The organism is Enterobacter sp. Res13-Sevr-PEC09-46 (genome assembly GCF_015672585.1).
GTDB lineage: Bacteria > Pseudomonadota > Gammaproteobacteria > Enterobacterales > Enterobacteriaceae > Enterobacter > Enterobacter hormaechei_C.
Genome location: NZ_JADABR010000020.1, coordinates 618,951 through 642,818, shown reverse-complemented (window position 1 = coordinate 642,818; position 23,868 = coordinate 618,951). Strand labels below are relative to the sequence as shown.

Sequence of the window (23,868 nt, the reverse complement as noted above, 5' to 3'; positions counted from 1 at the left end):
CATTAATTGCCCCCGAGAGGCACCAGCAGGACATCCACCTGGCTTGACGAAACGATGGATTTTGCCGAGCATGCCGCCCGGGAAAAAAAGCTCTGGTTATGATTTCCGCAAATGACCAGGTCAACATTCTGTTTCTGACAAATGTCGAGAATATGTCCACTTAACTCGCCGGTGGCAATCACCGTCTGGTGGACAGGATATTTTGCCCGCTCAACCAGCTCGCGCAGAAATTGCTGCGTTTCCTCCTGAAGAACCTCACGAATATCTTCCAGCATTGGCGCTGCCAGTTGATTATACATTTCGGGTTCAGCAGCCAGGGTAATCAGACTAATGCGGGCATTATTCGGGCGGGCAATGGAAACGGCACGGGCGACGAGTTGATGACTTTCGGGGGAAACCGCAACAGAAACAAGAAGATGGGAGTAACTCATCACACACTCCTTTTATGTCAGAATGACACGTTTCTCAAGCTTTACCGCGAATCTGCCGCTTCTGCAAGAGGCACATGCGACAATAGTGTGAAGCTTATCATAATTATTCATTAATTATTCTTATAAGAAGAATAACGAAATGGGGACGCTAAATGAAAGTAATTAACAACTTAACGTAAATCACACATTTAGCCTTCCGTGCTGTTAAATCGCGTTAACCGATCGTCAACGCAAGCGTGATGGTTACCCATGGAAACTTTTTTCTCGAAAGGAAAACTTAAGCTTCTGTTTTTACTTAATTAACTCCGCCTCTTCTCTGGCATTCGCGCCCGTTGTGACGCGAAAGGGCAGTGCTTCTTCGACGTAGCAATTTTCATACCCGATCCCCTCATCCCTCTGCATGAGTATTCGTTCCATAAGAATATAAACAAACTTCAGTTGCTCAATAAATAGTCAAATTACAAGTCACGCTGATGGATTTATGGGTTACATTCGCGTAAATTATGTGACGGAGATCACATTTTTTTTAAATTCCAGGGGGGGCTGCATTGTATGTGTCAAAACTGACGAGTAGAGTTTGCGTCGAATTAGGAAAAATCTTAGTTATTTGTAAGAAAAGATAAAATGTGTAACCGACATTTTGGCCATGTTAACCGGTCACGCGCTTTACGACGTACAAACCTAAATTCAACTATGCATTTGGCCTTTTCTTTTTATACCGGGTGATTTCCCGGCGACATCACGGGGTGCGGTCTTTCCGCATAAAAATAATAGTTGGTTATTCGGGATGGGAAAAATGCATACATCCGAGTTGCTAAAACATATTTATGACATCAATTTGTCATATTTATTGCTCGCGCAGCGTTTGATTAGTCAGGACAAACCGTCAGCGATGTTTCGTCTGGGTGTTAACGAAGAGATGGCAACCATGCTGGGTGGATTAACCCTCCCGCAAATGGTCAAGCTGGCTGAAACCAATCAACTTGTCTGCCAGTTCCGTTTTGATAACCCGCAGACCATTACGCGTCTGACTCAGGAATCCCGCGTGGACGATCTGCAACAGATCCACACTGGTATTCTTCTCTCCACCCGCCTGCTCAACGAAATCAGCCAGCCTGATGACGTAGCCCGGAAGAAAAGGGCTTAACAATGAGCGAAAAAAGCATTGTTCAGGAAGCCCGTGATATCCAGCTGGCGATGGAACTCATCACGCTCGGTGCGCGTTTACAAATGCTGGAAAGCGAGACGCAGCTGAGCCGTGGTCGTCTGATCAAGCTGTACAAAGAATTGCGTGGTAGCCCGCCGCCAAAAGGCATGCTGCCGTTTTCGACTGACTGGTTCATGACCTGGGAGCAGAACATTCATGCTTCCATGTTCTGTAACGCCTGGCAGTACCTGCTTAAAACGGGCTTATGCAGCGGCGTTGATGCCGTGATCAAAGCCTACAAACTTTACCTTGAGCAATGCCCGCAGCAGGAAGAGGGACCCCTGCTGGCGCTGACCCGCGCCTGGACGCTGGTGCGTTTTGTTGAAAGCGGAATGCTTGAATTGTCCCGCTGCAACTGCTGTGACGGCAATTTCATTACCCACGCGCACCAGCCTGCGGGCAGCTTCGCCTGTAGTTTGTGCCAGCCTCCATCCCGAGCCGTAAAAAGACGTAAACTTTCCCGGGATGCTGCCGATATTATTCCACAACTGCTGGATGAACAGATCGAACACGCTGTTTAACCCGAACCTGTGGGCAAGATTCCAGCAGCGGTAAGCGATTACCGCTGCTTTTTTTTACCCTGCGTTCAGGTCATGCGCTCGAAATGAACGTCCTGCCATAGTCACTAGCGGAAGGATGATGTCGTGCTTATCTTATTAGGTTACCTGGTAGTTCTCGGTACAGTTTTCGGCGGTTACATGATGACCGGCGGGCACCTTGGAGCACTCTATCAACCGGCTGAACTTGTCATCATCGGCGGTGCAGGGGTAGGGGCTTTTATCGTTGGTAACAACGGCAAATCGATCAAGGGCACGCTGAAGGCGATTCCGCTGCTGTTTCGTCGCTCGAAATACACCAAAAGCATGTATATGGATCTGCTGGCGCTGCTCTATCGCCTGATGGCGAAGTCACGTCAGCAGGGGATGTTCTCGCTGGAGCGGGACATCGAAAACCCGAAAGAGAGCGAAATTTTCGCCAGCTACCCGCGTATTCTGGCCGACGCGATGATGCTCGATTTTATCGTCGATTACCTGCGACTGATCATCAGCGGCAACATGAACACCTTCGAAATTGAAGCCCTGATGGACGAAGAGATCGAAACCCACGAGAGCGAGTCCGAAGTACCGGCCAACAGCCTGGCGCTGGTGGGCGACTCGCTTCCGGCGTTCGGCATCGTGGCGGCGGTCATGGGCGTCGTTCATGCCCTGGCCTCGGCGGATCGCCCGGCGGCTGAACTGGGGGCGCTGATTGCCCACGCGATGGTGGGGACGTTCCTCGGTATTTTACTGGCCTACGGCTTTATCTCCCCGCTGGCGAGCGTGCTGCGCCAGAAGAGCGCCGAAACCACCAAAATGATGCAGTGCGTGAAAATTACGCTGCTCTCAAACCTCAACGGCTATGCGCCACCGATTGCCGTCGAATTTGGTCGTAAGACGCTTTACTCCAGCGAACGTCCGTCGTTTATCGAACTGGAAGAGCACGTGCGCGCGGTGAAAAATCCTAACCAACAGACGACAACTGAGGACGCATGAAAAACCAGTCCCATCCGATCGTCATCGTAAAAAAGCGCAAGCATAAGGGGCACGGGCACGGTTCTCACGGCTCCTGGAAGATCGCGTACGCCGACTTTATGACCGCCATGATGGCCTTCTTTCTGGTGATGTGGCTAATCTCCATCTCCAGCCCGAAAGAGCTTATTCAGATTGCGGAATATTTCAGAACGCCGCTGGCGACGGCGGTTACCGGCGGGCCGCGCATTTCTAACAGCGACAGCCCGATCCCCGGCGGCGGTGACGATTACACCCAGCAGCAGGGCGAAGTGAAAAAACAGCCTAACATCGACGAGCTGAAAAAAAGGATGGAGCAGGCGCGCCTGAAAAAACTGCGCGGTGACCTGGATCAGCTGATTGAAGCGGACCCTAAGCTGCGCGCGCTGCGTCCGCACCTGAAAATTGACCTGGTACAGGAAGGGCTGCGTATTCAGATCATCGACAGCCAGAACCGGCCGATGTTTAAAACCGGCAGCGCCGACGTGGAGCCCTACATGCGCGATATTCTGCGTGCGATTGCACCGGTGCTGAACGGTATTCCAAACCGCATTAGCCTGTCCGGACACACGGATGATTTCCCGTACGCCACGGGAGAGAAAGGATACAGCAACTGGGAGCTTTCTGCCGATCGCGCCAACGCCTCGCGTCGCGAGCTGGTGGCGGGTGGGCTTGATGATGGCAAGGTCCTGCGCGTGGTCGGCATGGCTGCAACCATGCGCCTTACCGACCGCGGACCGGATGACGCCATCAACCGTCGTATCAGTCTTTTAGTGCTGAACCAGCAGGCGGAGCAGGCCATCCTGCATGAAAACGCCGAAAGTCAGAATGAGTCACTGGACGATTTAAAACAGCCTGGGGCCATCCCTTCGGCTGCCGTTCCAACATCGCCACCAGCCAATCCGAGGTGATAGCGTGAGCATGGATATTACCGATTTTTACCAGACATTTTTTGATGAAGCCGACGAATTGTTGGCCGATATGGAGCAACATTTGCTGGATCTGGTGCCCGAGGCACCGGACTCAGAACAGCTCAATGCCATCTTCCGTGCGGCGCATTCCATTAAAGGCGGTGCCGGAACGTTTGGATTTACCATTTTGCAGGAAACCACCCATTTAATGGAAAACCTGCTGGATGAAGCACGACGCGGTGAGATGCAGCTCAATACCGACATTATCAACCTGTTTTTGGAAACGAAAGATATTATGCAGGAACAGCTCGACGCCTATAAAAGTTCGGCAGAGCCTGATGCCGCCAGCTTTGAATACATCTGCAACGCGCTGCGTCAGTTAGCGCTGGAAGCCAAAGGTGAGGCGTCTGCGCCCGCTGTCCCTGCGGCAAAACTGAGCGTTGTTGACGCCGTGGCCGAACCCGATACGGCGCCTGACGCGCCCGCAGGAAAACTGCGCGTGGTGCTGTCACGTCTGAAGGAGAACGAGGTCAACCTGCTGGAAGAGGAGCTGGGGAACCTGGCGACGCTCAGCAACGTGGTGAAGGGCAAAGACAGCCTGGCCGCGACGCTCGACGGCGGGATTGGCCAGGATGACATCGTGGCGGTGCTCTGCTTCGTGATTGAAGCGGATCAGATTGCGTTTGAAACCGAGGCGGCGGCCGTTGAAGCGCCTGCTCCGGCAGAGAATACCCCTGCGGTAGTTGCCGCTGCCCCGGCCCTGAAAGCCGTGCCAAAAGAGACGGCCGCTCCGGCCCGCGGTGAAAAACCAGCGGCGCGTTCCAGCGAGTCCACGAGCATTCGCGTGGCGGTGGAGAAAGTGGATCAGCTGATCAACCTGGTGGGTGAACTGGTCATCACCCAGTCGATGCTGGCCCAGCGCTCCAACGAGCTGGACCCGGTGACCCATGGCGATCTCATCACCAGCATGGGCCAGTTACAACGTAACGCCCGCGATTTACAGGAATCGGTGATGTCCATCCGCATGATGCCGATGGAATATGTCTTCAGCCGCTTCCCGCGCCTGGTGCGCGACCTGGCCGGCAAGCTCAACAAACAGATCGAACTCACGCTGATGGGCAGCTCCACCGAGCTGGACAAGAGCCTGATTGAACGCATTATCGATCCGTTAACGCACCTGGTGCGTAACAGCCTCGACCACGGCATCGAGCTGCCGGAAAACCGCGTAGCAGCCGGAAAATCGCCCGTGGGCAACCTGATCCTGTCAGCGGAACATCAGGGCGGCAACATCTGCATCGAAGTGACCGATGACGGCGCGGGCCTGAACCGCGAGCGCATTCTGGCGAAGGCGATTTCGCAGGGAATGGCAGTCAACGAAAATATGACCGACGAAGAAGTGGGCATGTTGATTTTTGCCCCGGGCTTCTCAACCGCAGAGCAGGTCACCGACGTTTCCGGCCGCGGCGTGGGCATGGACGTGGTGAAACGTAACATTCAGGAGATGGGCGGTCACGTTGAGATCCAGTCTAAGCAGGGCGCGGGCACCACGATTCGTATCCTGCTGCCGCTGACGCTGGCCATTCTTGACGGCATGTCCGTTAAAGTGGCGGACGAAGTCTTTATTCTGCCGCTGAACGCGGTGATGGAGTCCCTCCAGCCGCGTGAAGAAGATCTGCATCCGCTGGCGGGCGGCGAGCGCGTGCTCGAAGTGCGCGGCGAGTACCTGCCGCTGGTGGAACTGTGGAAAGTGTTTGAAGTGGACGGGGCAAAAACCGAGGCCACGCAGGGTATCGTTGTGATCCTGCAAAGCGCCGGACGCCGCTACGCGCTGCTGGTCGATCAGCTGATTGGTCAGCATCAGGTGGTGGTTAAGAACCTGGAAAGTAACTACCGCAAAGTGCCGGGGATCTCTGCTGCCACCATCCTGGGTGATGGTAGCGTCGCGCTGATCGTCGATGTATCGGCACTTCAGGGATTAAATCGTGAACAACGTGTGGCGAACACAGCCGCCTGATTAAGTAAAAGGTAATAACATGACCGGTATGAGTAACGTAACGAAACTGGCGGGCGAGCCATCTGGACAGGAATTCCTGGTTTTCACTTTAGGGGATGAAGAGTACGGTATCGACATCCTGAAAGTGCAGGAAATTCGCGGTTACGACCAGGTAACGCGCATTGCGAACACGCCAGCGTTTATCAAGGGTGTGACCAACCTGCGCGGTGTGATTGTGCCTATCGTGGACCTGCGCGTGAAGTTTAGCCAGGGCGATGTGGAGTACAACGAAAACACGGTGGTGATCGTCCTGAATCTGGGGCAGCGCGTGGTGGGGATCGTGGTGGATGGCGTGTCTGATGTGCTGTCGCTGACCGCCGATCAAATCCGTCCTGCGCCGGAGTTTGCGGTCACGCTGTCGACGGAATACCTGACGGGGCTGGGTGCGCTCGGCGAGCGTATGCTGATTCTGGTGAATATTGAGAAGCTGCTGAACAGCGAAGAGATGGCGCTGCTGGATATTGCGGCGAATCATGTAGCATAAAACAAAGCCGGGTGGCGGCTTCGCCTTACCCGGCCTACAAATGGCTCGAACACGTAGGCCGGGTAAGGCGAAGCCGCCACCCGGCTCTTTTGTAACCTTACGCCTCCTGCTCCACCAGCGCTGATTCCGCTTCCCGCGCCCCTTCATTCTGCGACAGCATCGCCGTCGCAATCCCGTTCCCCAGCACGTTAATGGCCGATCGTCCCATATCCAGGAAATGGTCAATCCCCATCAGCAGCAGGATCCCGGCCACCGGAATGTTAAAGCTCGGAATGGTTGCCGCCAGCACCACCAGCGACGAGCGCGGTACGCCCGCAATGCCCTTCGAGGCCAGCATCAGCGTTAACATCAGCACCGTCACCTCGGTGAAACTCAGGTGAATGTTGTACGCCTGAGCAATAAACATCGAGGCGAATGAGCAGTACACCATAGAGCCGACCAGGTTAAACGAGTAGCCGATCGGCAGGACGAAAGAGGCGATATTACGTGAACAGCCGAAGCGCGCTAACTGCTCCAGCGTTTTCGGGTATGCCGCTTCTGAGCTGCTGGTGGTAAAGGCGACCAGCACCGGATCTTTCAGCATCGCCACCAGACGGAAAATCTCTTTTTTCAGCACCATGTAACCTACCGCCAGCAATACCAGACAGGTCAGAAGGATCGCCACATAGTAACCGCCAATGAACGAGGCATAGTTCAGCAAAATGCCCAGACCCTGAGTGGCAATCACGGACGAAATCGCGGCAAAAATGGCCAGCGGCGCAACGTACATCACGTAGCCCGTCACTTTCAGCATAATGTGGGAGACCACATCCAGCGCCGCCACCAGCGGGGCGTTGAATTTTTGACCTAATGATGCGCCGCCAATGCCGAAGAACATCGAGAAGACCACAATTTGCAGGATCTCATTGTTCGCCATCGCGCCGGCAATGCTGGTTGGAATAGTGTGTGACAGGAAGGCTTTCAGCGACATCCCGCTAACGGCCAGGCCGGTATCAACCGTCTCTGTCGGAATGCTCAGGTTCAGACCGCTGCCGGGTTGTTCAAGGGTAACAATAAACAGCCCCACCAGAATGGAAAGCACGGATGAGCTGATAAACCACACCATCGCTTTACCCCCGACGCGCCCAATCGTCGACGTTTCACCCAGCTTCATAATGCCCACCGTCAGGGTGCTGAATACCAGCGGGGCAATCACCATCTTAATCAGCCGCAGGAAAATATCGGTCAGCAGGGTGATGTTCTCCGACCAGGCCTGTATCGCGTCGGACGAAGCATACTCATGGATTGCCGCACCTGAAAGAATACCCGCCAGCATGAAAATCACGATGAAGAGCGTGAGTTTGTTTGCACTTGCCACAAAAAGATCCTCTATGCGCTAAAAGAGTTTCCTGCGTCGATGCATACAAAATTTTTATTTAAGCGCAGGAAAATATTCGAGGCATAAATTGAAGTAAAGCTGCGTGAGTTACAACTTGTTTTTAATTTTTATGAAATTCGTTGTTTTTATCATGACGATATATTGTGATTCAGATCACAGTACAGGCGATATATCTTCAGCCTAAGCAAGAATAATGCCCGTTTTATTTTGCTAACTCTTTGTAATGTTTGTTAATAGTCTGTTAATTGGAGGGCGGGTGTCTCACCTTCGTTGAAAGTGGTTGAAGCGTGAACCATAAACTAAATTCTCAGTAACCGCGCCGGGGAATGTTTAAGCGGGGCTAACATACTGAACAGTATGAATAAAATAGGGTAAGCGGACCATTATTTCTTCTGGAGGGTGGTAAATGAAAAGAACACTTCTTTTTATCTGCTCGGGTACACTGCTGACGGCGGCGACTGTCGGTCAGGCGCTGGCAGTCACCAGTAGCGGTACTATCGGGGCGACGCTGACGCTGACGAACGGTTGTTTGATCAACGGCTCGCCAACGCAAAACGGCATTAACTTCGGGACACTCGATTTCGGGACCCATCCTGCGACATTCTCCACCCTGACAACCCAGTTAACCGGGGCCAGCGGCGGAAACACCTTTACCATTCAATGTACCACTGCCAGTTACACGGTGGCGATCACCGGCAACACCAACGCGACCGCACCCGGAACCGTTGTCGGCACCCCCGGCACACCCGCCCGCTATCTGGTGAACACCGCCAATGCGGCACAGGGCGTGGCATACAGCCTCTATAGCGACAGCGGGTACAACAACGTGATCGCTAACAACGCCGCGTTGCCCGTAGCTTCCACAGCGGGCGGGGTGAACAGCTATACCCTCTACGGGCGCATAACGGGCGGCGGCAATAGCGTAACGGTTGTACCGGGAACCTATACCGACACGATTAACGTCAGCGTCACCTACTGATTCAGCCATGAAGGCATTGTGTTTATGTCTGCGCGAAAGCGCAGAGGGCGTCGTGCACCCTTTTTTGGCTCTGATCGTCGCGCTGATGATGATCTGCGACGCCGGGGCGGTGACCTCCCAGTCCTTCAGGGTGAGCGCGACGGTAGTACCAGGGTGCTCAGTGAGTACCGGCACGGGCGGGCGCTTTGGGACGCTGGATTTTGGAACCCGCAATGGCGTGGACAACACGCCGGTCAGCACCAGCTTTGTCGCCGACGGCGCGTTGTCCATCGCCTGCACGCCGGGCGTGGCGCTGAGCATGAGCATTGACGGCGGCCAGAATTACAGCTCGGTGCGACGGATGACGCGTTCAGGCGGGACCGAAGTTGTCGGGTACCGGCTTTACAGCAGCAGCTCTCTGGCGGCGAACAGTGAAATTGGGGTTAACCAGGCCATACCAATTACCTATACCAACAGCAATAACATCGCGCTGCCTCTTTTTGGCGTCGCGCTCCTGACGGGGTTTAGCCTGCCGGGAACATATTCAGATCAACTCACCGTGACCTTGTCATGGTAGGAAAGGGAGAACATCGATGAAGCCATTTTTCAGGCGATCAGGCCTGGTGGGTCTGTTGGGGGCAACGGCTCTGGCAGCGGGCCAGGCGCAGGCAGCGGCAACCATTCTTTTGTGGCCCATCGATCCGTGGCTTTCGGCAGAGGCCAGAGCAACTGAATTGTGGATCCAGAATCAGGGCAACAGCGCCACGACAATGCAGGTGCGTATTGTGCGCTGGAAGCAGGAGGGCGGATATGAGCGTTACACCGCCCAGCAGGATGTGGTTGCCAGCCCGCCGATCGTGACCATCGCCAAAGGCAGTAAACAGCTTATTCGCCTGATCAAGCAGGGGACGATCCCGTCGGGGGTTGAGCAGGCCTACCGCATTATTGTGGATGAAATTCCCCAGCCGGATGCCAAAGCGGAACCGTCCATGGGTCTCAAACTGCAAATGCGCTATTCGATTCCCTTATTTGTTTATGGGCAGGGGATCCCCACCCTCAACGAAGGGGCGCACCACGCGCTGGCGAATACTCAACAGCTGAGCTGGCGGGTCGTTCAGGAGGGGGGGAAACCCGCGTTTCAGGTCCGTAATCAGGGGGATGTTCACGTCCGGCTCAGCCAGGTTGCGGTTGAGCAGGGCGGGCAAAAACGCACGGTTGCCGAGGGGCTGCTGGGTTATGTGCTGCCAGGCAGCACCCGAAGCTGGCCGCTTCCGGCAGGGATTTATCAGCCGAACCGGATGAGCGCGCAAATTAATGCCAGGGATACGCAATGGCAATCGACGCCCGTCAACTGAAACCGGCGATGATGATCCTGCTTTGCGTCAGTACCAGCGCCTTTGCCGAAACCGGCGACGACAGTTTACCGCCGCCGCCGGATGCACGGACGATGAACGGCGAAGCAGTATTCCAGCTCGCCCTGGTGCTGAACCACTATGACACGGGTCTGGTGGTGCCGGTGACGCAGCGTGAGGGCGCCTGGTTTATTTCGGGCGCGGATTTGCTCCGCGCCGGGCTGCCGCCCGCGCATGTGCCAGCCGGAGAGGTGAATCTCTCGACGCTTACGTCGGTACGCGCAGAGTACGACAGCACGGCCCAGCGCCTGTTGCTGACGGTCCCCCGGGACTGGGTTGCCGCGCGGATCACGCCTTTCAGTGAGCAGAGCACGCAAAGCAAACCGCACTATGGCCGCGGCGCGCTGCTCAATTACGACGTTTATACCAATCATTCCGAACACACGGGCGGCCAGGCGTCGGTCTGGCACGAGTTCCGTTATTTCAATGAGGATTATTCATTTTCATCGACGGGCTACGCCCGGCAGAATTTCACCGGTAACAGCGGACAGCAGGAAGGGTATGTGCGTTATGACTCTACGTTACTGATCACCAACGAAGAGGATGCCACCACCTGGTCCGCCGGGGACGTCATCAGCGATGCGCTGAGCTGGAGCACCAGCGTGCGCATGGGCGGGATCAGCTACGGGCGCGACTTCTCCCTGCGTCCGGATCTGGTGACCTGGCCACTGCCCGCGTTTTCCGGCGAGGCGGCCGTCCCGACCTCGGTCGATCTCTTTATTAATGGCTACCGTTCCGGCTCCACCCGCCTTCAGCCGGGGCCGTTTACCCTCACCAATCTGCCGTATATCAACGGTGCCGGGGATGCGGTACTGGTTACCACGGATGCGCTGGGACGTCAGGTGAGTACCACGCTGCCGTTTTATGTCAGCAGCGATCTGCTTAAGCAGGGGTTAAGCGACGGCGCCGTGACGCTGGGCAGCCTGCGGCGTAACTACGGTATTGAGAATTTTGACTATGGCCCGGCGGCGGGCAGCGGATCGTACCGCTACGGGGTGACCGACTGGCTGACGCTGGAGGGGCATGCGGAAGGGGCGGAGTCGCTGGCGCTCGGCGGTGCGGGCACGGTGCTGAAGCTCGGGCGTTTTGGCGTGGTCAATACCTCGTGGACCCAAAGCCGCATGCGCGGCGATAGCGGCGGCCAGATAAACTGGGGCTATCAGTACAACACCAGCGAGTTTAGCGTAGCGACCCAGCATACCCGACGCGACCGTGGCTTCGGCAATCTCGCCCTGTACGATCAGCCCACCGTTTATGATGAAAATGATAACCCCGTTGCCAGCCTGAGCCGCAATACCGACCAGTATTCCTTAACCTTTAACCTCGGCGGATACGGCAATATCGGCGCGGCGTGGATCGGCGTTGAGAGTTTTGACAGCCAGAAAACTGAACTGCTCAACCTCTCCTGGAGCCGTAATCTGTGGGGCTCAAGCAGTATTTATCTGGCTGCCAGCCGTGACCAGCAGCGAGGCGACTGGACGGTTGCGCTGTCGTTGCAGGTTCCCCTCGGCGAACGTGACAGCGCCGCCGTCACCTTTGAAAACACCCCTGACGCAGGCAGCACTCAACGCATTAACTACAACCACTCGATGCCTTCAGACGGCGGCTTTAGCTGGAACATGGCCTGGGCCAACCAGTCGCGGTCGAGTAACTATCAGCAGGCCACGCTCGGCTGGCGGAATAACAACGTGGAGCTACAGGGCGGCGGCTACGGTGAGAAGGGCATGATGACCTGGTGGGGCGAGGCGATGGGCTCTGTCGTGCTGATGGACGGTGAGCTGTTTGCGGCGAACAAAATCAACGATGCGTTTGTGGTGATCAGCACCGACGGTCATCCGGATGTTCCCGTCAGCTACGAAAACCAGCCGGTCGGAAAAACCAATAACAAAGGCTATCTGCTGGTGAGCGGCGTTTCCGCCTATTACCCGGCAAGTAACCGCATTGATACCCTGAACTTACCTGCGGATACCCGGCTGAAAGAGACCGAGCGTCGGGTGGCGATTCGTCGGCATAACGGTTATCTGGTGGATTTCCCGATGGAGCAGGAGCGGGTTGCCAGCGTGATCCTGCACGATGCGCAGGGCAATGCGATCCCGGTAGGAAGCCAGGTCAGACGCGCGTCCCGCAGCAGCGCGGTTGTCGGCTACGACGGCCTCGCCTGGCTGGAAAACCTCAACGACGTGAATCCGCTCGAGGTCATCACCCCGGAGGGTAAACGCTGTACGGCAACGCTGACCGTTGGCGCAAACCCTGAACATAAGCTGCAAACCTACGGTCCGCTGACCTGTCGGGAGGCGCCGTGAGACGCCTGTTAATCGCGCTCCTGCTGCTGTGCTCCGGCGGCAGCTGGGCGGCCTGTACCGTCAGTACGGTGAATGCCTCGTTTGGCAGCGTCACCTCGTTCGCACTCAGCGGTACCGGGGAAGTGGAAACGACGGGCACGCTGGTGGTGACCTGCGATACCGTTCTCAACCTGTTAACTAACGACTCGGTGACGCTGAATTACACCTCGGCATCCGTCTTCGCGAATAGCCGGGCGACCATGAAGCGTACGGACAACGCGGCTATTACCGATGTCATCCCTGTGCGCCTGTGCGGGGCGTCCGGCTGCGGCGGAAACAGTGAAGTACAAATCAGCAAAGCCTATACCTGGAGCGGAAACACGCTGCTCGGGCTGCTGGGTTCAAGGCGCTACAACATTCCCCTCTATTTCCGGACCGTAATGGGGCAGAACGTCACCGCCGGGCCGTATCAGGTGTTGTTAACGTTCAGCATTAACTACAACGTGTGCGCCGTTGGCGCGGTCGGAGCGTGCCTGACCCCGCAAACCGGCACGGCAACCACCTCGATCCTCCTCAACATGACCGTCACCAACGATTGCAGCACCATGACCACGCCGGACGTGAATTTTAACAGCGCGCCGCTGGTGCAAAATTTTCCCACCGTTTCACAGTCGGTTGCCGTCACCTGCACCAAAGGCAGCACCTACACCATAGGCATTAATAATGGGGCAAATGCCCTGAACAACGTGCGTCGTATGGTCAGCGGCAGCAACTTCATGAGTTACGACATCTACAAAGAGGCGACCAGCAACCGCTGGGGTAGCAGCGGCAGCGAGCGCTGGGCCAGCGCCAGCTCATCGCAGGTCAGTACGGACGGGCTTTTACGTACCTACAACTACACCGCCAAAGTTCTGACCAGCCAGGCCACGCCGCCTGCCGGAACCTATACCGACACGCTGATTGTCGACGTCGCATTCTGACTCCCGCGCTTTTCCCTTTCGCAAATGTAAAGTTCCTGTGGCCTGTGCCGATAACACCGTTAATAAATCTATGAGAAGGTGTTGTATGTTGAACCGTATCCGCGTTGTCACAATGCTTATGATGGTGCTGGTCATTTTCGCACTTCTTCAGCTTACTTCTGGCGGCCTCTTTTTCTCGTCGTTAAAACAGAACCAGGACAGCTTCGCGGCCTCGAACGATTTGCGAATGCAGCAAAGCGAACTGACCACGACCTGGGATCTGATGTTGCAGACGCGTATCAACCTGAGCCGCTCGTCTGCCCGCATGATGATGGACCCAAATAACCAGCAGAGCAGCGCAAAAACGGAACTGCTGAAGAATGCGCGCGCCACGCTGGCAGACGCGGCGAAACATTACGACGCCTTCAAAAAAATCGCCCCTCAGCCGGCAATGGCGCAGGCGAGCGCGAACATAGATGAAAAATATCAGGCCTACTTCGCCGGCCTCACGGAGCTGGTGCAGTTCCTGGAGAAGGGCAATATGGACGCCTATTTCGCGCAGCCGACCCAGGGAATGCAGAACGCCCTCGGCGCGGCGCTCGGTGAGTACGCTAAAGCCAGCGGCGAGCTTTATCACTCCGCGTTCACGCAAAGCCAGAACGACTACCGTTTCGCGAAATGGCAGATGGCGGTTCTCGCCCTCGCGCTGGTCATCGTGCTGGTGGCCGTGTGGTACGGCATTCGTCATATCCTGCTTAACCCGCTTGGCCGCGTCATTGCCCATATCCGTGATATTGGCCGGGGCGATCTCACGAAAACGCTGACCGTTTCTGGCCGCAATGAGATCACCGAGCTGGCAACCAGCGTCGACCATATGCAGCGTTCGCTGATTGATACCGTCGCCAACGTGCGCGAGGGGGCGGATGCCATCTATACCGGCACGAGTGAAATCGCGATGGGCAACAACGATCTCTCGTCCCGTACCGAACAGCAGGCATCCGCACTGGAAGAGACGGCGGCCAGCATGGAGCAGCTCACCGCGACCGTGAAGCAGAATGCCGACAATGCCCGCCAGGCGTCGCAGCTTGCAGAAAGCGCGTCCGACACCGCCCAGCGCGGCGGTCGGGTGGTCGACGGCGTGGTGAAAACCATGCATGACATTGCCGACAGCTCGAAGAAAATCGCCGACATCATCAGCGTAATCGACGGTATCGCCTTCCAGACCAACATCCTGGCGCTCAACGCGGCCGTTGAAGCGGCGCGTGCGGGCGAGCAGGGGCGCGGGTTTGCCGTGGTCGCCGGCGAAGTGCGTAACCTCGCCAGCCGCAGCGCCAATGCGGCGAAGGAGATCAAAGCCCTGATTGAAGACTCTGTTTCACGCGTGGATACCGGCTCGGTGTTGGTGGAAAGTGCGGGTGAAACCATGAATGACATCGTGAATGCCGTGACGCGCGTGACGGACATCATGGGTGAAATCGCCTCTGCATCGGATGAGCAGAGTCGTGGTATTGACCAGGTCGCCCTGGCGGTATCGGAAATGGATCGTGTGACACAGCAAAACGCCGCCCTGGTGCAGGAGTCCGCTGCCGCGGCCGCTGCGCTGGAGGACCAGGCGAGCCGCCTGAAAATGGCCGTCTCGGCGTTCCGTCTTACTTCAAAAACGACAAATACGGTCAGCTCGCGGTCGGCGTACAGCGAAGCAACCCCGGCGCCCGTGACAACACGTACGCGCGCAGCGGTGACCGGACAAGATGAAAACTGGGAAACATTTTGACTGACAATTAAACCGCGGCTGCTTGCCGCTTGATGGGAGCGTGGATGTTAAATCGTATTCGTATCTCGACCACACTGTTTTTGATTCTGATCCTGTGTGGGGTTTTGCAGGTTGGCAGTAACGGGTTGTCTTTCTGGGCGTTTCGCGATGGTTATCAGAATTTGCAGGAAGTTGAGACGAGTAATCAGCAGCGCTCCGCACTGGCACAAACGCGTGCCGTGCTGTTGCAGGCAAGCACTGCGCTGAACAAAGCAGGGACGTTAACCGCGCTGAGCTATCCGCCGGAGGATATTAAGACGCTGATGGTCGTGGCCCGCAGCAGCCTGAAGCAGGCCGACGCGCAGTTTAAGGCCTTTACGGCGCAGGAGGCGGTCAGTGAGAAAGAGAAAGCGCTGAAAGTCGCCATGAAAAAGACCTTTGATGTGTGGTACGGCGATCTCGACCATCAGGCGACGTGGCTGGAGAACAACCAGCTTTCTGACTTCCTGACCGCGCCGGTGCAGGCGTCTCAGGCGGCGTTCGACGGTAGCTTTAACGCCTGGCAGCAGGATATTAACCAGTTTGTGGCGCGTGCCGGTGCGGACAGCCGTACCAGCTACCGCATGTCAGGGGCGATTTTCCTGACCATGGTGATCCTGGCCGCCCTGCTGACCGGCGGCTCGCTGTGGTGGTCGCGCAAAATGATCGTCCAGCCGCTGGCCATCGTCAGCAGCCACTTCGACAGTATGGCGAAGGGCGATCTGGCGCGTCCGGTGGCCGTGTATGGCAGGAATGAAATATCAGCGATTTTCGCCAGCCTGAAGGCGATGCAGGGGTCGCTGCGGGAAACGGTAAGCAACGTTCGCCAGGGCAGTTACGCCATGCATACCGGGATCTCCGAGATTGCGGCAGGCAATAACGATCTCTCATCCCGCACCGAACAGCAGGCGGCATCGCTGGCGCAGACGGCGGCCAGCATGGAGCAGCTGACCGCGACGGTAAGCCAGAACGCCGATAACGCGCGTCAGGCGTCCGACTTGTCAAAACAGGCGGCGATGACGGCGAAACGTGGGGGCGATCAGGCCTCTCACGTCGCCAGCACGATGCAGGAGATTGCCGCCAGCTCGCAGAAAATTGGCGACATTATCAGCGTCATCGACGGTATCGCGTTCCAGACCAATATTCTGGCGCTGAACGCGGCCGTTGAAGCGGCGCGTGCCGGGGAGCAGGGGCGCGGGTTCGCGGTGGTTGCCGGTGAAGTCCGAAACCTTGCCAGCCGCAGCGCCAATGCGGCGAAAGAGATCAAAGGGCTGATAGAAGAGTCGGTCTCCCGCGTTCAGCAGGGCTCCGCGCTGGTGGATACCGCCGCGCAGACCATGCACGAGATTGTCACCTCCGTGACGCGGGTTAACGACATTATGGGCGAGATTGCCTCGGCGTCTGATGAACAACGCCGTGGTATTGAGCAGGTGGCGCAGGCCGTTACACAGATGGATCAGGTTACGCAGCAGAACGCCTCACTGGTGGAAGAGGCGGCGGCGGCTACCGATCAGCTGGCAAACCAGGCGGATCACCTTACCGGGTTGGTCGCCGTATTTAATGTGAAAGAGCACGTTGAAGCAGTAACAGAAGTCGGACGGTCACAGGCCGTGCCCGTTGTATCCTGAATGTGATTAAGAAGGCGCTATGACATCACCCATGCCCTCAGGGCAAACGTCATTATTGTTGCAGATGACACAGCGCCTCGCGCTGTCCGACGCGCATTTTCGTCGGATATGTCAGTTAATCTACCAGCGTGCGGGGATCGTGCTTGCGGACCATAAGCGAGACATGGTCTACAACCGGCTGGTGCGGCGCTTGCGTACGCTGGGGCTGGATGATTTTGGCCGCTATCTGAGCATGCTCGAAGCGAACCAGAACAGCGCCGAATGGCAGGCATTTATCAACTCATTAACCACCAACCTGACCGCGTTTTTCCGCGAGGCGCATCACTTCCCGGTGCTGGCGGAACACGCCCGTCGCCGTAGCGGAGAGTATCGCGTCTGGAGCGCGGCGGCCTCTACCGGGGAAGAGCCGTACTCGCTGGCCATCACCTTGGCGGACACCCTGGGCATGGCGCCGGGCCGCTGGAAAGTGTACGCCAGCGACATCGATACCGAAGTGCTGGAAAAAGCCCGTAACGGCGTTTATCGCCAGGATGAGCTTAAAACGCTGTCTCCTCAGCAGCTACAGCGTTACTTCATGCGCGGTACCGGCCCGCATGAAGGACTGGTGCGCGTACGCCAGGAGCTGGCGAACTGCGTGGAATTTGCTCCCGTTAATTTACTGGATAAGCAGTACAACGTGCCGGGGCCATTCGACGCCATTTTTTGCCGTAACGTGATGATCTATTTTGATAAAACGACGCAACAGGACATCCTGCGTCGCTTTGTTCCGTTGCTCAAGCCTGACGGTTTACTGTTTGCCGGGCACTCGGAAAACTTCAGCAACCTCGTGCGTGAGTTTAGCCTGCGTGGGCAAACGGTATATGCGCTGAGTAAGGAAAAAGCATGAGTAAAATCAGGGTATTGTCTGTCGATGATTCGGCGCTGATGCGTCAGATCATGACCGAAATCATCAATAGCCACAGCGATATGGAGATGGTGGCGACAGCGCCCGATCCGCTGGTCGCGCGGGATTTAATCAAAAAATATAACCCCGACGTGCTGACGCTGGATGTTGAAATGCCGCGCATGGATGGCATCGATTTCCTGGAAAAATTAATGCGCCTGCGCCCGATGCCGGTGGTGATGGTGTCATCTCTGACCGGTAAAGGTTCAGAAATCACCCTGCGCGCGCTGGAGCTGGGGGCGGTGGATTTTGTCACCAAGCCGCAGCTCGGCATTCGCGAGGGGATGCTGGCGTACAGCGAGATGATCGCCGAGAAAATCCGTACCGCGTCGCGCGCAAAACTCGCGGCCCACAAGCCGATGGCAGCTCCGGCAACCCTGAAGGCAGGGCCGTTACTCAGCTCGGAAAAGTTGCTGGTCATTGGGGCGTCAACCGGAGGAACAGAGGCAATTCGCCATGTACTCCAGCCATTGCCGCTCTCAAGCCCGGGTATTCTGATTACGCAACATATGCCGCCAGGGTTTACCCGTTCGTTCGCGGAGCGCCTGAATAAGCTGTGTCAGATCAGCGTGAAAGAGGCGGAAGACGGCGAGCGCGTGCTGCCGGGTCACGCCTATATCGCCCCGGGTGACAAGCACATGGAGCTGGCGCGCAGCGGGGCGAACTATCAAATCAAAATTCATGACGGGCCGCCGGTTAACCGGCACCGTCCGTCGGTGGATGTGCTGTTTCATTCGGTGGCGAAACATGCGGGGCGCAACGCCGTTGGGGTGATCCTGACGGGAATGGGCAACGACGGCGCCGCCGGAATGCTTGCGATGCACCAGGCTGGCGCCTGGACGATTGCGCAGAATGAAGCAAGTTGTGTGGTGTTCGGCATGCCGCGCGAGGCCATCAATATGGGTGGCGTAAGCGAAGTGGTCGATCTTAGCCAGGTAAGCCAGCAGATGCTGGCGAAAATCAGTGCCGGACAGGCAATACGTATTTGACTCAGGAGTATTATTTTATGGCGGATAAAGAGCTTAAGTTTTTGGTTGTGGATGACTTTTCCACCATGCGTCGCATTGTGCGCAACCTGCTGAAAGAGCTGGGCTTCAACAATGTTGAAGAAGCAGAAGACGGGGTGGATGCGCTGAACAAACTCCAGGCTGGCGGGTTTGGTTTTGTGATTTCCGACTGGAACATGCCGAACATGGACGGTCTCGAACTGCTGAAAACCATCCGCGCGGATGCAGGCATGGCCTCTCTGCCGGTGCTGATGGTGACCGCAGAAGCGAAGAAAGAGAACATTATTGCCGCTGCACAGGCGGGCGCAAGCGGCTACGTGGTGAAGCCATTCACCGCGGCGACTCTGGAAGAGAAGCTCGGGAAGATCTTCGAGAAACTCGGCATGTGAGGTGATGGATATGTTGCAACCTGCTATGAAACCCGTTGAAGAACATTCGCCGAGCGACATTATTGCCCGCATTGGTAGCCTGACCCGCATGCTGCGTGACAGCCTGCGTGAGCTGGGGCTGGACCAGGCTATCGCCGAAGCGGCGGAAGCCATCCCTGACGCGCGCGACCGTCTGGACTACGTCGTACAGATGACCGCGCAGGCGGCCGAGCGTGCGCTGAACAGCGTTGAAGCCTCGCAGCCGCACCAGGATGCGATGGAGAAGGGGGCGAAAGCGCTGAGCAAACGCTGGGATGAATGGTTTGAGAACCCTATTGAGCTGGCGGATGCCCGCGAACTGGTAACGGATACCCGTCAGTACCTGGGTGACGTGCCGGGGCACACCAGCTTCACCAATGCCCAGCTGCTGGACATCATGATGGCGCAGGATTTCCAGGACCTCACCGGCCAGGTGATCAAGCGCATGATGGATGTGATTCAGGAGATTGAACGTCAGCTGCTGATGGTACTGCTGGAGAACATACCGGAACCGGCTGCCCGTCCGAAACGCGAGAACGAAAGCCTGCTCAATGGTCCACAGCTTGACACCAGCAAAGCGGGCGTGGTGGCAAGCCAGGATCAGGTGGACGATCTGCTGGACAGTCTTGGTTTCTGATTGCGCGTTCTGCCTCAGGTCGTTAACGCGGCCTGAGGCAGCTCAGAATAAAAACAGCGAAAAGAGCCCGAATAAACGGGCTTTTCCCGCCATTGGATTTTCTCTGCGCTGGCATGATACCCGTGAATTAATGGGCTGCGAGCAGGCACAGTGGCAGAAGAGAACGACGACAAAACAGAAGCCCCCACACCCCACCGACTTGAAAAAGCCCGTGAGGATGGGCAGATCCCCCGATCCCGAGAGCTGACATCCCTGCTGATCCTGGTGGTGGGCGTCTGCATAATCTGGTGGGGCGGGGAGATGCTCGCCCGCAGACTGGCGGGAATGCTCTCGGCTGGCTTACGTTTTGATCACAGCATGGTCAATGACCCCAATCTGATCCTCATTCAGATCATCAACCTTGTGAAAAGCGCGATGATCGCCTTGCTGCCGCTGATCGCGGGGGTGGTCATCGTGGCCCTGGTTTCGCCGGTCATGCTCGGTGGCCTGGTGTTCAGCGGAAAATCGCTGCAACCGAAATTTTCTAAGCTCAATCCGTTCCCCGGCATTGCGAAAATGTTTTCCGCGCAAACCGGGGCTGAGCTTCTTAAAGCGATCCTGAAATCGCTTCTTATGGGCAGTACCGCCGGGTTTTTTCTGTGGCACCACTGGCCGGAGATGATGCGCCTCATCAGCGAGTCCCCGATGACGGCGATGAAAAATGCCCTGAACCTGGTCGGGTTATGCTCGCTGCTGGTGGTACTCAGCATTATTCCGATGGTGGCGTTCGACGTTATCTTCCAGATCTATTCCCATATCAAAAAGCTGCGAATGTCGCGTCAGGACATCCGCGATGAATATAAACAGATGGAAGGCGACCCGCACGTTAAGGGCCGTATCCGCCAGATGCAGCGCGCCGCCGCGCGTCGGCGCATGATGGAAGATGTGCCGAAAGCCGACGTCATCGTCACCAACCCGACCCATTATTCCGTGGCGCTTCAGTACGACGAAAACAAAATGAGCGCGCCGAAAGTGGTGGCGAAAGGGGCGGGGCTGATTGCGCTGCGCATTCGTGAAATCGCGACGGAAAACCGCGTACCGATCCTCGAAGCACCGCCGCTGGCCCGTGCGCTGTATCGCCACGCGGAAATTGGACAACAGATCCCGGGCCAGCTCTACGCCGCTGTCGCAGAGGTGCTGGCCTGGGTGTGGCAACTGAAACGCTGGCGTTTAGCGGGCGGTCAACAACCTGTAAAACCTGAGAACCTTCCGGTGCCTGAAGCACTGGATTTTTTGAACGAGAAGGACACTGATGGCTAATCTGGTGGCAATGTTGCGCCTGCCCGGCAACCTGAAATCGACGCAATGGCAGATCCTTGCCGGACCGATTCTGATCCTGCTAATTCTGTCGATGATGGTGCTGCCGTTACCGGCATTTATCCTCGACCTGCTTTTCACCTTCAACATTGCGTTGTCCATCATGGTGTTGCTGGTGGCAATGTTCACCCAGCGCACGCTGGAGTTCGCCGCGTTTCCAACGATCCTGCTGTTCACCACGCTGCTGCGCCTGGCGCTGAACGTTGCCTCCACGCGTATCATCCTGATGGAAGGGCACACCGGCGCGGCGGCGGCGGGCAAGGTGGTCGAAGCCTTCGGTCACTTCCTGGTGGGCGGCAACTTCGCCATCGGTATCGTGGTGTTCGTCATTCTGGTGATTATCAACTTCATGGTTATCACTAAAGGGGCGGGGCGTATCGCTGAAGTGGGCGCGCGCTTCGTGCTCGACGGGATGCCGGGCAAGCAGATGGCCATCGACGCGGACCTGAATGCCGGGCTGATCGCGGAAGATGAAGCGAAAAAACGCCGTGCTGAAGTAACCCAGGAGGCAGATTTCTACGGCTCCATGGACGGTGCGAGTAAGTTTGTGCGCGGTGACGCCATCGCGGGCATTCTGATCATGGTGATTAACGTCGTCGGCGGCCTGCTTGTCGGCGTGCTGCAACACGGCATGGACATGGGCCACGCAGCGGAAAGCTATACGCTGCTGACCATTGGTGACGGTCTGGTGGCGCAGATCCCGGCGCTGGTGATCTCCACCGCAGCGGGCGTGATTGTGACTCGCGTCAGTACCGATCAGGACGTGGGCGAGCAGATGGTGGGGCAGCTCTTCAGCAACCCGCGCGTTATGCTGCTCTCCGCGGCAGTACTGGGCCTGCTCGGTATGGTGCCTGGCATGCCAAACCTGGTATTCCTGCTGTTCACCGCCGCGCTGCTGGGGCTTGCCTGGTGGATGCGTGGCCGTGAAACGCAGCCTAAAGCAGAACCAGCGCCGGTCAAAATGCCTGAGAACACCCAGGCGGTGGAAGCCACCTGGAACGACGTACAGCTCGAAGATTCGCTGGGGATGGAAGTGGGGTACCGCCTGATCCCGATGGTGGATTTCCAGCAGGATGGTGAGCTGCTTGGCCGTATCCGCAGCATTCGTAAAAAATTCGCCCAGGATATGGGCTTCCTGCCGCCGGTGGTCCACATCCGGGACAATATGGATCTCCCGCCCGCGCGCTACCGCATCCTGATGAAAGGGGTGGAAATTGGCAGCGGTGATGCGTACCCCGGCCGCTGGCTGGCGATTAACCCGGGCACCGCCGCAGGCACGTTGCCGGGTGAGCAGACGACCGACCCGGCCTTTGGTCTGGCGGCAATCTGGATTGAGAGCGCCCTGAAAGAGCAGGCGCAGATCCAGGGTTACACGGTCGTTGAGGCCAGTACCGTGGTGGCGACGCACCTCAACCATCTGATTGGCCAGTTCTCCGCGGAACTGTTTGGTCGTCAGGAGGCGCAGCAGCTGCTCGACCGCGTAACGCAGGAGATGCCGAAGCTGACCGAAGATTTGGTGCCGGGCGTGCTGACCTTAACCACGTTGCACAAAGTGCTGCAAAATCTGCTCGACGAGAAGGTGCCCATTCGCGATATGCGTACCATCCTTGAAACGCTGGCCGAACATGCGCCGCTGCAAAGCGATCCGCACGAATTGACGGCGGTGGTACGCGTGGCGCTCGGACGCGCCATTACCCAGCAATGGTTCCCGGGAACCGGCGAAGTGCAGGTTATTGGCCTGGATACGCCGCTGGAACGTCTGCTGCTTCAGGCGTTGCAGGGCGGTGGCGGGCTGGAGCCGGGTCTGGCGGACAGATTACTGGCGCAAACCCAGGAGGCGCTGGCGCGTCAGGAGATGCTGGGCGCGCCGCCGGTGCTGCTTGTGAATCACGCGCTGCGCCCGCTGCTGTCGCGCTTCCTGCGCCGGAGCCTGAACCAGCTGGTAGTGCTGTCGAATATGGAGCTGTCCGATAACCGCAATATTCGCATGACGGCGACCATAGGAGGGAAATAATGCGTAAGTGGCTGTGGATCTTACTTTTCCCGCTGGCGGCGCAGGCCGCAGGCGAGGGGGCATGGCAGGCCAGCAGTATCGGCTTGACGCTCAACCATCGGGGTGAGTCGATCTCCTCCCGTCCGCTGTCCGCCTCTGAGCCCGTGTCCGGGCAGATGACGCTGGTGGCCTGGAATTACACCCTGACGGGACCCACACCGGCCGGGTTGCAGGTGCGGCTGTGCTCGCTGACCCGCTGCGCGGAAATCGAGGGTCAACGTGGCACTACCCAGGCCTTCAACGGGGTGTCTGCTCAGGAGCCTTTACGCTTTATCTGGGAAGTGCCAGGCGGTGGACGTCTCATCCCGGCGCTGAAGGTTCAGCGCAACGAGGTGCTCGTCAACTACCGCTAACTGCCCGCCTTTTCGCCAGTCTCCAGGCATTTCTGAAGGCTGGCTCGCAAAAATGACCTTCCCTTTTGAT

22 protein-coding genes are annotated in these 23,868 nt (G+C 57.1%); 20 read left to right on the top strand and 2 right to left on the bottom strand.

Annotated features, from left to right (window positions below; genetic code table 11):
• Window positions 1-2: 2 nt before the first annotated feature.
• Complete coding sequence (gene uspC / locus IMQ56_RS16715) at window positions 3-431, bottom strand: universal stress protein UspC (RefSeq protein ID WP_017384418.1); 429 nt, start codon at window positions 429-431, stop codon at window positions 3-5.
• 796 nt (window positions 432-1,227) lie between these two features.
• Here uspC and flhD point away from each other — a divergent pair.
• From flhD to cheW, 6 genes are all read left to right on the top strand, one after another.
• Window positions 1,228-1,578, top strand: a complete 351-nt coding sequence (flhD, locus tag IMQ56_RS16710; protein ID WP_003859693.1) for a flagellar transcriptional regulator FlhD — start codon at window positions 1,228-1,230, stop codon at window positions 1,576-1,578.
• 2 nt (window positions 1,579-1,580) lie between these two features.
• Window positions 1,581-2,159, top strand: coding sequence for a flagellar transcriptional regulator FlhC (gene flhC, locus IMQ56_RS16705; protein ID WP_003859695.1), 579 nt, complete (start codon window positions 1,581-1,583; stop codon window positions 2,157-2,159).
• Window positions 2,160-2,282: 123 nt separating this feature from the next.
• Window positions 2,283-3,170, top strand: coding sequence for a flagellar motor stator protein MotA (motA, locus tag IMQ56_RS16700; protein WP_003859696.1), 888 nt, complete (start codon window positions 2,283-2,285; stop codon window positions 3,168-3,170).
• Window positions 3,167-4,096 carry a flagellar motor protein MotB gene (gene motB, locus IMQ56_RS16695; protein ID WP_196064095.1) on the top strand — a complete coding sequence of 310 codons (930 nt, stop codon included), beginning with the start codon at window positions 3,167-3,169 and terminating at the stop codon, window positions 4,094-4,096. The genes motA and motB overlap by 4 nt, the downstream gene beginning before the upstream one ends.
• Window positions 4,097-4,100: 4 nt before the next feature.
• Window positions 4,101-6,110, top strand: coding sequence for a chemotaxis protein CheA (gene cheA, locus IMQ56_RS16690; protein ID WP_017384416.1), 2,010 nt, complete (start codon window positions 4,101-4,103; stop codon window positions 6,108-6,110).
• Window positions 6,111-6,129: 19 nt separating this feature from the next.
• A complete protein-coding gene (gene cheW, locus IMQ56_RS16685; protein WP_039270525.1) occupies window positions 6,130-6,633 on the top strand; it encodes a chemotaxis protein CheW in 504 nt (167 codons plus the stop codon).
• 97 nt (window positions 6,634-6,730) lie between these two features.
• Here the strand turns inward: cheW and IMQ56_RS16680 are convergent, their stop codons facing one another.
• Window positions 6,731-7,990: a dicarboxylate/amino acid:cation symporter gene (locus IMQ56_RS16680; RefSeq protein ID WP_196064094.1), complete on the bottom strand. Its 1,260-nt coding sequence runs from the start codon at window positions 7,988-7,990 to the stop codon at window positions 6,731-6,733.
• Window positions 7,991-8,417: 427 nt separating this feature from the next.
• Between IMQ56_RS16680 and IMQ56_RS16675 the strand changes: the two genes are divergently transcribed.
• From IMQ56_RS16675 to IMQ56_RS16610, 14 genes are all read left to right on the top strand, one after another.
• Complete coding sequence (locus IMQ56_RS16675) at window positions 8,418-8,990, top strand: spore coat protein U domain-containing protein (protein ID WP_196064093.1); 573 nt, start codon at window positions 8,418-8,420, stop codon at window positions 8,988-8,990.
• A gap of 7 nt (window positions 8,991-8,997) precedes the next feature.
• Window positions 8,998-9,546 (top strand): spore coat U domain-containing protein, encoded by a 549-nt coding sequence (locus IMQ56_RS16670; RefSeq protein WP_015570265.1) that lies wholly within the window; start codon window positions 8,998-9,000, stop codon window positions 9,544-9,546.
• A 16-nt stretch (window positions 9,547-9,562) separates the two neighbouring features.
• Window positions 9,563-10,324: a molecular chaperone gene (locus IMQ56_RS16665; protein WP_032654003.1), complete on the top strand. Its 762-nt coding sequence runs from the start codon at window positions 9,563-9,565 to the stop codon at window positions 10,322-10,324.
• The gene (locus tag IMQ56_RS16660; protein ID WP_196064092.1) at window positions 10,300-12,684 is read left to right on the top strand and encodes a fimbria/pilus outer membrane usher protein; all 2,385 of its coding nucleotides are present in this window, start codon (window positions 10,300-10,302) and stop codon (window positions 12,682-12,684) included. Before IMQ56_RS16665 ends, IMQ56_RS16660 begins: the two co-directional genes overlap by 25 nt.
• Complete coding sequence (locus tag IMQ56_RS16655) at window positions 12,681-13,643, top strand: spore coat U domain-containing protein (protein ID WP_045339095.1); 963 nt, start codon at window positions 12,681-12,683, stop codon at window positions 13,641-13,643. The genes IMQ56_RS16660 and IMQ56_RS16655 overlap by 4 nt, the downstream gene beginning before the upstream one ends.
• An 85-nt stretch (window positions 13,644-13,728) precedes the next feature.
• Window positions 13,729-15,396: a methyl-accepting chemotaxis protein II gene (gene tar, locus IMQ56_RS16650; protein ID WP_017384411.1), complete on the top strand. Its 1,668-nt coding sequence runs from the start codon at window positions 13,729-13,731 to the stop codon at window positions 15,394-15,396.
• A 44-nt stretch (window positions 15,397-15,440) separates the two neighbouring features.
• Window positions 15,441-17,042, top strand: coding sequence for a methyl-accepting chemotaxis protein IV (gene tap / locus IMQ56_RS16645; RefSeq protein WP_047063155.1), 1,602 nt, complete (start codon window positions 15,441-15,443; stop codon window positions 17,040-17,042).
• A gap of 19 nt (window positions 17,043-17,061) precedes the next feature.
• Window positions 17,062-17,928, top strand: coding sequence for a protein-glutamate O-methyltransferase CheR (cheR, locus tag IMQ56_RS16640; protein ID WP_017384409.1), 867 nt, complete (start codon window positions 17,062-17,064; stop codon window positions 17,926-17,928).
• On the top strand, window positions 17,925-18,974 hold the full coding sequence (locus IMQ56_RS16635) for a chemotaxis response regulator protein-glutamate methylesterase (protein ID WP_014884341.1): 1,050 nt from the start codon (window positions 17,925-17,927) through the stop codon (window positions 18,972-18,974). The genes cheR and IMQ56_RS16635 overlap by 4 nt, the downstream gene beginning before the upstream one ends.
• A gap of 17 nt (window positions 18,975-18,991) precedes the next feature.
• Window positions 18,992-19,381, top strand: coding sequence for a chemotaxis response regulator CheY (cheY, locus tag IMQ56_RS16630; protein ID WP_000763862.1), 390 nt, complete (start codon window positions 18,992-18,994; stop codon window positions 19,379-19,381).
• 10 nt (window positions 19,382-19,391) lie between these two features.
• The gene (cheZ, locus tag IMQ56_RS16625; RefSeq protein WP_003859718.1) at window positions 19,392-20,036 is read left to right on the top strand and encodes a protein phosphatase CheZ; all 645 of its coding nucleotides are present in this window, start codon (window positions 19,392-19,394) and stop codon (window positions 20,034-20,036) included.
• A 150-nt stretch (window positions 20,037-20,186) separates the two neighbouring features.
• Complete coding sequence (flhB, locus tag IMQ56_RS16620) at window positions 20,187-21,335, top strand: flagellar biosynthesis protein FlhB (protein WP_047747098.1); 1,149 nt, start codon at window positions 20,187-20,189, stop codon at window positions 21,333-21,335.
• The gene (gene flhA / locus IMQ56_RS16615; protein WP_003859723.1) at window positions 21,328-23,406 is read left to right on the top strand and encodes a flagellar biosynthesis protein FlhA; all 2,079 of its coding nucleotides are present in this window, start codon (window positions 21,328-21,330) and stop codon (window positions 23,404-23,406) included. The genes flhB and flhA overlap by 8 nt, the downstream gene beginning before the upstream one ends.
• Complete coding sequence (locus IMQ56_RS16610; protein WP_015570272.1) at window positions 23,406-23,798, top strand: flagellar protein FlhE; 393 nt, start codon at window positions 23,406-23,408, stop codon at window positions 23,796-23,798. The genes flhA and IMQ56_RS16610 overlap by 1 nt, the downstream gene beginning before the upstream one ends.
• Window positions 23,799-23,868 lie beyond the last annotated feature (70 nt).